Raw genomic sequence first — 12,167 nt, forward strand, 5'->3', positions numbered from 1 at the left:
ATAAAAATAATGAACCAGCCTCAGTCCGCTGTGGGTCACTGCCTCGACGTGCAGTCCTTCATCAATGCCCAACCGATCTCGCGCTATCAGTGGCGGGTGGTGATTCTGTGTTTCCTGATTGTGTTCCTCGATGGCCTCGACACGGCGGCCATGGGTTTCATCGCGCCGGCCCTGTCCCAGGACTGGGGCATCGATCGCGCCAGCCTCGGCCCGGTAATGAGCGCCGCGCTGATCGGCATGGTCTTCGGCGCACTGGGCTCCGGGCCGTTGGCTGACCGCTTCGGGCGAAAAGTCGTACTGGTCGGCGCGGTCTTTCTGTTCGGCGCTTTCAGCCTGGCCTCGGCCTACGCCACCAACGTCGAGCAATTGCTGGTGCTGCGCTTCCTCACCGGTCTGGGGTTGGGCGCCGGCATGCCGAACGCCACCACGCTGCTGTCGGAATACACCCCGGAGCGCAAGAAGTCGCTGCTGGTGACCAGCATGTTCTGCGGCTTCAACCTCGGCATGGCCGGCGGCGGATTCATCTCGGCCAAGCTGATTCCGGCGTTCGGCTGGCACAGCCTGTTGCTGATCGGCGGGATTCTGCCGCTGATCCTCGCCGTGGTGTTGCTGCTCTGGCTGCCGGAATCGGCGCGTTATCTGGTGGTGCGCAATCGCGGCACCGACAAAGTGCGCAAGACCCTCGCGCCAATCGACCCGGCCACCGTCGCCCAGGCAGCAAGTTTCAGCGTGCCGGAGCAGAAAACCGTAAAAGCCCGCAACGTGTTCGCAGTGATTTTCTCCGGCACCTATAGCGTCGGCACATTGCTGCTGTGGCTGACCTACTTCATGGGCCTGGTGATCGTGTACCTGCTGACCAGCTGGCTGCCGACCCTGATGCGCGACAGTGGCGCGAGCATGGAGCAGGCGGCCTTCATCGGCGCGTTGTTCCAGTTCGGCGGGGTGTTGAGCGCGGTCGGCGTAGGCTGGGCGATGGACCGGTTCAATCCGCACAAGGTCATCGGCATTTTCTACCTGCTGGCCGGGGTGTTTGCCTACGCGGTCGGGCAGAGCCTGGGCAACATCACGTTGCTGGCGACGCTGGTGCTGGTGGCGGGCATGTGCGTCAACGGCGCGCAATCGGCGATGCCGTCGCTGGCGGCGCGGTTTTATCCGACTCAGGGCCGGGCGACGGGGGTGTCGTGGATGCTCGGGATCGGCCGCTTCGGCGCGATTCTCGGGGCGTGGATGGGCGCGACCCTGCTTGGCCTGGGCTGGAATTTCGAACAGGTGCTGACGGCGCTGGTGATCCCGGCGGGGCTGGCCACGGCAGCGGTGGTGATCAAGGGCCTGGTCAGTCACGCGGACGCGACCTGATATCCACTTCCTTCACTCCCGCACGCGGTGCGGGAGTGATCATTAGGCAGATAACAATCTGTTCGATAAACGAACACTCAGTCGATTATCGGATTGTTTGGCGAAAATCAGCGGCTTAATCTTCAGTGACTCCGGCGCACAACCTCGCGCCTTTTTATCACTGGCGATCCACTACAAAAACGGGAGCCCGCTCCATGGCTGAGATCCTTTCGCTGCACGACGCGGTGAAGCAATTCGTCAACGACGGCGACACCGTCGCGCTCGAAGGCTTCACTCACCTGATCCCTACGGCGGCGGGTCATGAAATCATTCGTCAGGGCAAGAAAGATCTGACCCTGGTGCGGATGACGCCTGACCTGATCTACGACCAACTGATCGGCGCCGGTTGTGCACGCAAGCTGATCTTCTCCTGGGGCGGCAACCCTGGCGTGGGGTCGCTGCACCGCCTGCGTGACGCAGTCGAGAAACAATGGCCCCACGCGCTGGAAATCGAAGAACACAGCCACGCCGACCTGGCCAACGCTTACGTCGCCGGCGCCTCCGGCCTGCCGTTCGCGGTGCTTCGGGCCTACGCCGGTTCCGACCTGCCGAAGGTCAACCCGCTGATCAAGTCCGTGACGTGCCCGTTCACCGGTGAAGTGTTGGCGGCGGTGCCGTCAGTGCGTCCGGACGTGACCGTGATCCACGCCCAGAAGGCCGACCGTCAGGGCAACGTGCTGCTGTGGGGCATCCTCGGTGTGCAGAAAGAAGCCGCACTGGCGGCCAAGCGCTGCATCGTCACCGTCGAAGAAATCGTCGACAACCTCAACGCGCCGATGAATGCCTGCGTGCTGCCGACCTGGGCCCTGAGCGCTGTCTGCCATGTACCCGGTGGCGCGCATCCGTCCTACGCCCACGGTTACACCGAGCGTGACAATCGTTTCTATCAGGCGTGGGATCCGATCGCCCGCGACCGTGAGACGTTTACCGCGTGGATCAACGAATACATCCATGGCTGCGCTGACTTCAGCGAGTTCCAGGCCAAGTTGGCCGCTGCTTCGGAGGCCAAGTAATGACTTACACCACCAATGAAATGATGACCGTCGCCGCGGCCCGTCGCCTGAAGAACGGCTCGGTGTGCTTCGTCGGCATCGGCCTGCCGTCGAAAGCCGCCAACCTGGCGCGCCTGACCTCGTCACCGGACGTGGTGCTGATCTACGAGTCGGGCCCGATCGGCGCCAAGCCAAGTGTGTTGCCACTGTCGATCGGTGACGGCGAGCTGGCGGAAACCGCCGACACCGTAGTTCCGACCGGTGAGATTTTTCGCTACTGGCTGCAGGGCGGGCGCATCGACGTCGGTTTTCTCGGCGCGGCGCAGGTCGACCGTTTCGGCAACATCAACACCACGGTGGTCGGCGATTACCATCAGCCGAAAGTCCGTCTGCCGGGTGCCGGTGGTGCGCCGGAAATCGCCGGCTCCGCGAAAAGCGTGCTGATCATCCTTAAACAGTCGGCGCGCTCGTTTGTCGACAAGCTCGATTTCATTACCTCGGTCGGCCATGGCGAGGGCGGCGATTCGCGTAAACGCCTGGGCCTGCCGGGCGCAGGTCCCGTCGGCATCATCACTGACCTGTGCATCATGGAGCCGGAAGAGGGCACCAATGAGTTCGTGGTCACCGCGCTGCATCCGGGCGTGACCCGTGAGCAAGTGGTCGCCGCCACCGGCTGGGCCATCCGTTTTGCCGACAGCGTGGCCACCACTGCCGAACCGACCGAGGTCGAGCTGAGCGCTTTGCGCGATCTCGAAGCCCGCACCGCAGCGGCTCACGGCCAGACACCAGGAGAGGCATGATGCGCGACGTTTATATTTGCGATGCGATTCGTACCCCCATCGGTCGTTTCGGTGGTGGTCTGGCGGCGGTTCGCGCCGACGACCTGGCCGCCGTGCCGATCAAGGCCCTGATGGAGCGCAACCCGTCGGTGGACTGGAGCGCCCTCGACGAAGTATTCCTCGGTTGCGCCAACCAGGCCGGTGAAGACAACCGCAACGTGGCGCGCATGGCGCTGTTGCTGGCCGGTCTACCGGAGAGCGTTCCCGGCGTCACCCTCAATCGCCTTTGCGCGTCGGGCATGGACTCCATCGGCACGGCGTTCCGCGCCATCGCCAGCGGCGAAATGGAGCTGGCGATTGCCGGCGGTGTCGAGTCGATGTCCCGCGCGCCGTTCGTAATGGGCAAGGCTGACGCGGCGTTCTCGCGCAACATGAAGCTGGAAGACACCACCATCGGCTGGCGTTTCATCAACCCGTTGATGAAGGCGCAGTATGGCGTCGACGCAATGCCGCAGACCGCTGACAACGTCGCCGACGACTATAAAGTGTCGCGCGAGGACCAGGACGCTTTCGCCCTGCGCAGTCAGCAACGGACGGCCGCCGCCCAGGCTGCCGGCTACTTCGCCGAGGAAATCGTCGAAGTGCGGATCGCCCACAAGAAAGGCGAAACCGTGGTCAGCCAGGACGAACATCCTCGGGCCGACACCACCCTTGAAGCCCTGACCAGACTGAAACCGGTGAATGGCCCGGACAAGACTGTCACCGCCGGCAATGCCTCGGGCGTGAATGACGGCGCGGCCGCGCTGATTCTGGCCTCGGCCGAAGCGGTGAAAAAACACGGTCTGACCGCCCGCGCCAAAGTGCTGGGCATGGCCAGTGCCGGGGTGGCGCCACGGGTGATGGGCATCGGCCCGGTACCGGCGGTGCGCAAACTCACCGAGCGCCTCGGCGTGGCGGTCAGCGATTTCGATGTGATCGAACTCAACGAAGCGTTTGCCAGCCAGGGTCTGGCGGTGCTGCGCGAACTGGGGCTGGCGGACGACGCAGCCCAGGTCAACCCGAACGGCGGGGCGATTGCCCTCGGTCATCCGCTTGGAATGAGTGGCGCGCGTCTGGTGCTGACTGCCCTGCATCAACTGGAAAAGACCGGTGGCAAGAAAGGTCTGGCGACCATGTGCGTCGGTGTCGGCCAGGGTCTGGCCCTGGCCATCGAACGCGTCTGACGCAAGCCGTGACGAACAAGAACAGAGGAAAGCGAAATGACTGACAAGCCTGGTTACCGCCGCCCGCAGGAAGGCACCCAGCCGCCGTATCTGCACCCGAATTATCAATCCACCAACCTGCGCTCGCCGTCCAAGCCGTTGGTGTTCCTGCCTCACTCGCTGTCGGAAATCACCGGTCCGACCATCGGCGCCGAACGCGTGGCCGACACCGATAACGATCTGACCGCCCAGCATCAGGGCGAGCCGCTCGGCGAGCGGATCATCATCCACGGGCGTGTGCTCGATGAAGACGGTCTGCCGGTGCCGGGGATTCTGGTGGAGATCTGGCAGGCCAACGCTGCCGGTCGCTACAACCACGCCCGTGACCTGCACGACGCGCCGCTGGACCCGAATTTCACCGGCACCGGCCGCACCGTGACTGACGCCGATGGCTGGTATCAGTTCCAGACCATCAAGCCCGGCGCCTATCCGTGGGGCAACCACCACAACGCCTGGCGCCCGGCCCACGTGCATTTCTCGTTGTTCGGCCCGAGCATCCTGACGCGTCTGGTCACGCAGATGTATTTCCCCGGCGACCCGCTGCTGCCCTACGACCCGATCTACAACTGCGTGCCGGACACTTCGGCCAAGGAACGCCTGATCGCCGCTTTCGATCTGGAAAAAACCATTCCGTCCTACGCCCTCGCTTATCGCTGGGACATCGTGCTGCGCGGCCGCGAAGCCACGCCGATGGAGAAATGAGATGACCCTGACTGCGACCACGTCCCACACCGTCGGGCCGTATTACCACATTGGCCTGACCTGGCTGAACCGCGAAAACCTCGCCAATGAACTGACCCTCGGCCAGCGCGTGGCGATCACCGGGCAAGTGGTGGACGGCAACGGCGATGTCGTCAACGACGCCATGCTCGAAGTCTGGCAGGCCAACGCCGCCGGCAAATACGATCACCCGGAAGACGAGCAGGCCAAACCGCTGGACCCGAATTTCGAAGGTTTCGGCCGGGTGCCGGTGGACGCCGAAGGGCGTTTCCGTTTCACCACGATCAAACCGGGCACGGTCGAAGGCCTGAAAGGCACGACCCAGGCACCGCATCTGGTGGTGCTGGTGTTTGCGCGCGGGCTGGTGAAGCACTTGCTGACGCGGATCTACTTCGACGGCGATCCGGCAAACGTCAATGATCCTCTGCTCGAATGCGTACCGGCCGAGCGCCGCAGCACATTGCTGGCGAAGCAGGATGCAGAGGGTGTCTATCAGTGGAATGTGATCCTACAGGGCACTGACGCGGAAACCGTGTTCTTCGATTACTAGAACACCACTTAACCCTGTGGGAGCGAGCTTGCTCGCGATGGCGGTAGATCAGTGACCTATGTGCTGAATGACACTCCGCATCGCGGGCAAGCCCGCTCCCACAGGGATTTGCAGCGCTTGAGTATCTGTGGAACGGGACTGTTGCGAAGTGTGTCTAGACTCTCACTGTCCCTATCGAGTGAAAAACAATGACAACCACCACCACCCATTACACCGGCGAAGAGCGCAGCAAGCGTATCTTCGCGATTGTCGGCGCCTCGTCCGGCAACCTCGTCGAATGGTTCGACTTCTATGTCTACGCCTTCTGCGCGATCTATTTCGCCCCGGCGTTCTTCCCCTCGGACAACCCTACGGTGCAGCTTGTAAACACGGCAGGCGTGTTCGCGGCCGGGTTCCTGATGCGACCGATCGGCGGCTGGATCTTCGGTCGGGTGGCGGACAAGCACGGGCGCAAGAATTCGATGCTGATCTCGATTCTGATGATGTGCTTCGGCTCGTTGCTCATCGCCTGTCTGCCGACCTACAACAGCATCGGCGTCTGGGCACCGGTGCTGTTGCTGTTCGCGCGTCTGCTGCAAGGCTTGTCGGTGGGCGGTGAGTACGGCGCCACGGCGACGTACATGAGCGAAGTCGCGCTCAAGGGCCAGCGCGGATTCTTTGCCTCGTTCCAGTACGTGACGCTGATCGGCGGGCAACTGCTGGCGGTGCTGGTGGTGGTGATCCTGCAACAGTTTCTCTCTGAAGACGAACTGCGGGCCTACGGCTGGCGGATTCCGTTCGTGGTCGGGGCGGTGGCGGCGCTGATTTCGCTGTTCCTGCGTCGCACCCTGAAAGAAACCACCAACAAGGAAACCCGTGAGCACAAGGACGCCGGCAGCATCGCTGCGCTGTTCCGCGATCACAAAGCCGCGTTTATCACCGTGCTGGGTTACACCGCCGGCGGCTCGCTGATTTTCTACACCTTCACCACGTACATGCAGAAGTACCTGGTGAACACCGCCGGCATGCACGCCAAGACCGCCAGTTTCATCATGACCGGCGCGCTCTTCTTATATATGTGCATGCAGCCACTGTTCGGCATGCTCGCCGACAAGATCGGCCGACGTAACTCGATGCTCTGGTTCGGTGCCCTCGGTACGCTGTTCACCGTGCCGATCCTGTTGAGCCTGAAAAGCGTCAGCAGTCCGTTCCTGGCTTTTGTGCTGATCACCGTGGCGCTGGCAATCGTCAGTTTCTACACCTCGATCAGCGGCCTGGTGAAAGCCGAAATGTTCCCGCCGGAAGTGCGCGCCCTTGGCGTCGGCCTGGCCTATGCGGTGGCCAACGCGATCTTCGGCGGTTCGGCGGAATATGTGGCTCTGAGCCTCAAGGCCGGGGGCATGGAAAACGCCTTCTATTGGTACGTCACGGTGATGATGGCAGTGGCGTTCCTGTTCAGCCTGCGCTTGCCGAAACAGGCCGCGTATTTGCACCACGATCTCTAAACCGAAGTGCGCGGGCCGCGATGGCCCGCGCCGGCAAGGACTGTTTATGACTCAGCGACCGGGCAATCAATTGTTCGATGCCTATTTCACTGCCCGCGAAATGCGCGAGGTGTTCTGCGATCAGGGCCGGGTGCAGGCGATGCTCGACTTCGAAGCCGCGCTGGCCCGGGCCGAAGCGCGGGTCGGGGTGATTCCGGCGAGCGCTGTGGCAGCCATCGAAAACGCCTGCCGCGCCGAGTTGTTTGATTTCGCAGCGTTGGGCGAAGCCATCGCCACGGCGGGCAACTCGGCGATCCCGCTGGTCAAGGCGTTGGGCAAACGGATCGCCGCATCCGATGCTGAAGCCGAACGTTATGTACATCTGGGCGCCACCAGCCAGGACGTCATGGATTCCGGGCTGGTGCTGCAATTGCGTCAGGCGCTGGCGCTGATCGAGGCGGAGCTGGCGCAACTGGCCAGTTCCCTCGCCACTCAGGCGCAGCGCCACGCCGCGACGCCATTGGCCGGACGCACCTGGCTGCAACACGCAACGCCGGTCACTCTCGGTATGAAGATCGCCGGCTGGCTCGGCGCTGTGACCCGCAGCCGTCAGCGTCTGCGCGAACTCAAACCACGGCTGCTGGTGCTGCAATTCGGCGGCGCGTCCGGCACCCTCGCGGCGCTGGGTGAACAGGCGTTGCCGATTGCCCGTGCGCTGGCCGAAGAACTGAATCTGACCCTGCCGGAACAACCCTGGCACACCCAGCGCGATCGCATTGTCGAGTTCGGCGCGGTGCTCGGTCTGATCGCCGGCAGCCTCGGCAAACTCGGCCGCGACATCAGCCTGTTGATGCAGACTGAGGCGGCGGAAGTGTTCGAGCCTTCGGCGCCGGGCAAGGGCGGCTCCTCGACCATGCCGCACAAGCGCAACCCGGTGGGCGCGGCGGTGTTGATTGGTGCGGCGACCCGTGTGCCGGGTCTGGTCTCGACGCTGTTCAGCGCCATGCCTCAGGAACACGAACGCAGCCTCGGTCTGTGGCACGCCGAGTGGGAAACCTTGCCGGAAATCTGCTGCCTGGTGTCGGGCGCGCTGCAACAGGCGCGATTGCTGGCTGATGGTCTGGAAGTCGATGCCGCGCGCATGGGCCGCAACCTGGAATTGACCCAAGGTCTGGTGCTGGCCGAAGCGGTGAGCATCGTGCTCGCGCAACGGGTCGGCCGCGACGCCGCGCATCATCTGCTCGAACAATGCTGCAAACGGGCGGTGGCCGAACAACGCCATCTGCGTGCGGTACTCGGCGACGAGCCGCAAGTGACCGCCGAGCTCAGCGCAACCGAACTGGATCACCTGCTCGATCCCGCCCGCTACCTCGGTCAGGCGCAGGTCTGGGTCGAGCGGGCGCTGGCCGAACACAACGCATTGTCTGACTGAAAGGAGAGGGCTGTGGCTTTCGTTCAACTCGCCGATGGCGAACTGCATTACTCATTGGAAGGCCCGGTCGATGCGCCGGTGCTGGTCCTGTCCAACTCGCTGGGCACTGACCTGCACATGTGGGACGCCCAGATGCCGGCGTTCACCGAGCATTTTCGCGTGCTGCGTTTCGACACCCGTGGTCACGGCCAGTCGTTGGTGACGCCGGGCCCCTACAGCATCGAGCAACTGGGCCGCGACGTGCTGGCGCTGCTGGATGCACTGCACATCGAACGTGCGTATTTCTGCGGTCTGTCCATGGGCGGCTTGATCGGCCAATGGCTGGGGATCAACGCCGGCCAGCGTCTGAACAAGCTGATCGTCTGCAACACCGCCGCCAAAATCGGCGATCCGTCGGTGTGGAATCCGCGCATCGAAACCGTGCTGCGTGACGGCCCGGCGGCGATGGTCGCGTTGCGCGATGCATCGATTGCCCGCTGGTTTACGCCAGATTTTTCGGCGGCCAATCCGGCAGCGGCCAAGCAGATCACCGACATGCTCGCGGCCACCAATCCTGAAGGTTACGCTGCCAACTGCGCGGCGGTGCGCGATGCGGATTTCCGCGATCAACTGGCGTCGATCACGGTCCCGATGCTGGTGATTGCCGGCTCGGAAGATGCGGTGACGCCACCGTCCGGCGGGCATTTCATTCAGGAGCATGTGCGCGGCGCCGAGTACGCCGAGTTCTATGCCGCACATCTTTCCAACGTTCAGGCCGGCAACGCGTTCAGCGACCGTGTGCTGACATTCCTGCTGGCCGCTTGAGGGGACTTTTGTGGACGAGAAACAACGTTATGACGACGGCATGCAAGTGCGCCGCGCGGTGCTCGGTGATGCCCATGTCGATCGCAGCCTGACCACGCTGACCGAGTTCAACTCGGAGTTCCAGGAGATGATCACCCGGCACGCCTGGGGCGACATCTGGACCCGTCCGGGCCTGCCGCGCCACACCCGCAGCCTGATTACCATCGCCATGCTGATCGGCATGAACCGCGAAGGCGAACTCAAGTTGCACCTGCGGGCGGCGGCCAACAATGGCGTGAGCCGTGGCGAGATCAAGGAAGTGATCATGCAGAGCGCGATCTACTGCGGGATTCCGGCGGCGAATGCGACGTTTCATCTGGCCGAATCGGTGTGGGATGAGTTGGGTACCGAATCACGCGAGTAATCGTTGAATTCGAGGGATCGCAGCCTGTGGAAGGCTGCGATCCTTAGAGCTTCACACCTTGGCGACAATGAATATCCGCTTGAACGGAAACAACGTATGCCCGTCGTCTTCCTGCGGATAATGCGCATGCACCCGCATCAGGTAGTGATAGATGAAGCGCGCCTGTTCCTCCGGCGTCAGCCCCTGCATCACCGGCCGCAGCGCCGACACCTTTACCCAGTCATAAACCGGTGACTTGCCGTCGACCACCTGCAATTGCTCGGTTTCCCAGATATCCAGCGACCGGGTCAGCGGTGCGAGCAAACGGTAGTAATCCTCCAGCGACAACAACGGCCGCGCGGCCATGCGCTGGCGCAGTTGCGGGCTGCCCAGCGGTTGACCTCCGGGGCTGGCATCTTCGAGGGTGTCGAGCATCAGGCGATACCACAGCGCATCGCGCCAGTCGGGCATATGGGCGGCCAGGCATCCGCCGGGGTTGAGGTGACGGAGCAATCCTGGCAACAGCGTTTGATGGTCATCGATGAAATGCAGCACAGCAGCGGCGAACAGCAGGTCAGCCGGCTTGCGGGGTTTCCAGTGTTGCAGCTCGGCGTGCTGCCAGCGCGCCTTGATCGGCAGACAGCGCGCGACCTGAAGCATGTCTTGCGAACTGTCGATGCCCTTGAGATCGGCCCGGGGCCAGCGATCTGCAAGAACCTTCGTGGCAATTCCGGTGCCGCAACCGAGATCGTAGATGCGTTGAGGATCGTGCAGATCGACGCGGCCGAGCAGTTCATCGACCGGTTGTTGCCTGAGACGGGAAAACTGCTGATACGCCCTGGCATCCCAATCGGGAGCCGGTTTGACTCGAGTGATCATGAGGTGGTCCTCCGATGATCGGCAGTGTCTTCCGGTGACAGCCTGGCTCAAGTCCCGGGGGACCAACATCAACAGATAACGGAAGCGGGAAGGGTGGAGCGCCTGAGTCCTTCAGGTGCATCCACTGTACTCAACGATGGGTGACGATCCATGAATCCTGACGGATGGCACAGCCCTCTAGAGCAGGTTGATCGGGTAGCTGACGATCACCCGGTTTTCGTCGAACTCGTTATTGCTGTAGTCACGGCGCATGGTCGAATTGCGCCACCGCACATTCAGGTTCTTCAGCGTGCCGCTCTGCACGGTGTAGCCCAGTTCCGATTCGCGGCCCCATTCCTTGCCGTCGGTGATGGTGCCGGTGTGCACGTTGTCGCCGCTGAGGTAACGGTTCATCAGGGTCAGGCCGGGGATGCCGAGGGCGGCGAAATTGTAGTCGTGGCGGATTTGCCAGGAGCGTTCCTGAGCGTTGTCATAGCTTGAGTTGTAGCTGTCGTTGGCCAGGGTCCCGCCGCTGGTGCCGTTGACCCGCATCCAGTTGCTGTCGCCGGTGAGTTTCTGCAGGCCGACGTAGAAGGTGTTGCCGCCGTAGCGCGCGGAGAACAGCCCCGACCAGGTCTTGTTGTCGAGCTTGCCGGCCCGGGCGCTGCCGTCGTCCTTGCCGTAGAAGAAACCGAGGTTGGCGCCCAGGGTCCAGTCGCCGAGCGGCTGGCTGTGGATCAGGTTGACGTATTGCTGGCTGTAGATGTCCTTGAGTTCGGCGTTCCACAGGCCGATCTGCGTGCGCTTGTCGTTGAACGCGTATTCGCCGCCCTGAAAGTTGAAGCGATCCGAAGTGAACGCCGCTTTGCCGAACATCGACATGTCGCTCATGCTGCTGTCGTCGCGCGGGCTGTTGGCGCGGAACTGGCCGCCATACAGGGTCAGGCCGTCGATTTCCTTCGAGGTGATCTGCCCGCCGCGAAAGGTCTGCGGCAGCGAGCGACCGTCGTCCGAGCGCAGGATCGGCAGTACCGGCATCCATTCGCCGACCTTGATTTCGGTCTGCGACAGTCTGGCCTTGAACGCCACGTTGGTGCGGCCGAAGGTGTCCGCCGGGCGACCGTCATGATCCAGCGGTAACAGTTGCGTGCCCCCCGTGCCTTTGCCGCCATCGAGTTTCACCGAGTACAGCCCCAATACGTCCATGCCGAAACCGACGGTGCCCTGGGTGAAACCGGATTTGGCGTCGAGGATGAAACTCTGCGTCCATTCCTGCGCCAGACCCTGGGCCTTGGTCGGGTTGGTGAAGTTGCGGTTGATGTAGAAGTTGCGCAGGTTCAGGTCGGCCTTGGCACCGTCGATGAAGCCTGCTTCTTCAGCGGCCGCGGGCAGGGCGGTGCCGAGCAGAGCCAGGGCAATCAGGCCGGGGAGGGCGTATGGCGCAGTGGGATGGGTCATCGCAGGGTCTCTTTTTTATTTTTTTGAAGACGAACGGGATCCGTTGCAGCCGTTTCAGGGGCTGACACGAGG

At 62.9% G+C, this 12,167-nt stretch carries 12 protein-coding genes; 10 read left to right on the forward strand and 2 right to left on the reverse strand.

Annotated features, from left to right (window positions below):
* The first annotated feature begins 9 nt into the window (after positions 1-9).
* The 10 genes from CAG02_RS09495 to pcaC all read left to right on the forward strand — a co-directional run bounded on the left by CAG02_RS09495 (position 10) and on the right by pcaC (position 9,800).
* Positions 10-1,356, forward strand: coding sequence for an MFS transporter (locus tag CAG02_RS09495; RefSeq protein ID WP_085712968.1), 1,347 nt, complete (start codon positions 10-12; stop codon positions 1,354-1,356).
* A 194-nt stretch (positions 1,357-1,550) separates the two neighbouring features.
* Positions 1,551-2,408: a CoA transferase subunit A gene (locus tag CAG02_RS09500; RefSeq protein ID WP_003222404.1), complete on the forward strand. Its 858-nt coding sequence runs from the start codon at positions 1,551-1,553 to the stop codon at positions 2,406-2,408.
* The gene (locus tag CAG02_RS09505) at positions 2,408-3,187 is read left to right on the forward strand and encodes a CoA-transferase subunit beta (protein WP_085712969.1); all 780 of its coding nucleotides are present in this window, start codon (positions 2,408-2,410) and stop codon (positions 3,185-3,187) included. Before CAG02_RS09500 ends, CAG02_RS09505 begins: the two co-directional genes overlap by 1 nt.
* Positions 3,184-4,389 (forward strand): 3-oxoadipyl-CoA thiolase, encoded by a 1,206-nt coding sequence (gene pcaF, locus CAG02_RS09510; protein ID WP_170931581.1) that lies wholly within the window; start codon positions 3,184-3,186, stop codon positions 4,387-4,389. Before CAG02_RS09505 ends, pcaF begins: the two co-directional genes overlap by 4 nt.
* 36 nt (positions 4,390-4,425) lie before the next feature.
* On the forward strand, positions 4,426-5,130 hold the full coding sequence (pcaH, locus tag CAG02_RS09515) for a protocatechuate 3,4-dioxygenase subunit beta (protein WP_007957831.1): 705 nt from the start codon (positions 4,426-4,428) through the stop codon (positions 5,128-5,130).
* 1 nt (position 5,131) lies between these two features.
* A complete protein-coding gene (gene pcaG, locus CAG02_RS09520) occupies positions 5,132-5,698 on the forward strand; it encodes a protocatechuate 3,4-dioxygenase subunit alpha (RefSeq protein ID WP_085712971.1) in 567 nt (188 codons plus the stop codon).
* A gap of 188 nt (positions 5,699-5,886) precedes the next feature.
* A complete protein-coding gene (locus tag CAG02_RS09525; RefSeq protein ID WP_085712972.1) occupies positions 5,887-7,182 on the forward strand; it encodes an MFS family transporter in 1,296 nt (431 codons plus the stop codon).
* A 46-nt stretch (positions 7,183-7,228) separates the two neighbouring features.
* Positions 7,229-8,593 carry a 3-carboxy-cis,cis-muconate cycloisomerase gene (locus tag CAG02_RS09530; RefSeq protein ID WP_085712973.1) on the forward strand — a complete coding sequence of 455 codons (1,365 nt, stop codon included), beginning with the start codon at positions 7,229-7,231 and terminating at the stop codon, positions 8,591-8,593.
* Between the two features lie 12 nt (positions 8,594-8,605).
* Positions 8,606-9,397, forward strand: a complete 792-nt coding sequence (pcaD, locus tag CAG02_RS09535) for a 3-oxoadipate enol-lactonase (RefSeq protein ID WP_085712974.1) — start codon at positions 8,606-8,608, stop codon at positions 9,395-9,397.
* A 10-nt stretch (positions 9,398-9,407) separates the two neighbouring features.
* Entirely contained in the window at positions 9,408-9,800 is a 393-nt protein-coding gene (gene pcaC, locus CAG02_RS09540) for a 4-carboxymuconolactone decarboxylase (protein ID WP_011332825.1), read from the forward strand.
* Between the two features lie 51 nt (positions 9,801-9,851).
* Here pcaC and CAG02_RS09545 read toward each other — a convergent pair whose 3' ends face one another.
* Together CAG02_RS09545 and CAG02_RS09550 are read right to left on the reverse strand one after the other, a co-directional pair.
* Positions 9,852-10,658 carry a methyltransferase domain-containing protein gene (locus CAG02_RS09545; RefSeq protein ID WP_085712975.1) on the reverse strand — a complete coding sequence of 269 codons (807 nt, stop codon included), beginning with the start codon at positions 10,656-10,658 and terminating at the stop codon, positions 9,852-9,854.
* A 177-nt stretch (positions 10,659-10,835) separates the two neighbouring features.
* Complete coding sequence (locus CAG02_RS09550) at positions 10,836-12,095, reverse strand: OprD family porin (RefSeq protein ID WP_085712976.1); 1,260 nt, start codon at positions 12,093-12,095, stop codon at positions 10,836-10,838.
* Positions 12,096-12,167: the final 72 nt, after the last annotated feature.

The sequence above is a fragment of the Pseudomonas sp. R43(2017) genome, assembly GCF_002112345.1.
In the GTDB taxonomy this organism is placed as follows: Bacteria; Pseudomonadota; Gammaproteobacteria; order Pseudomonadales; family Pseudomonadaceae; genus Aquipseudomonas; species Aquipseudomonas kribbensis.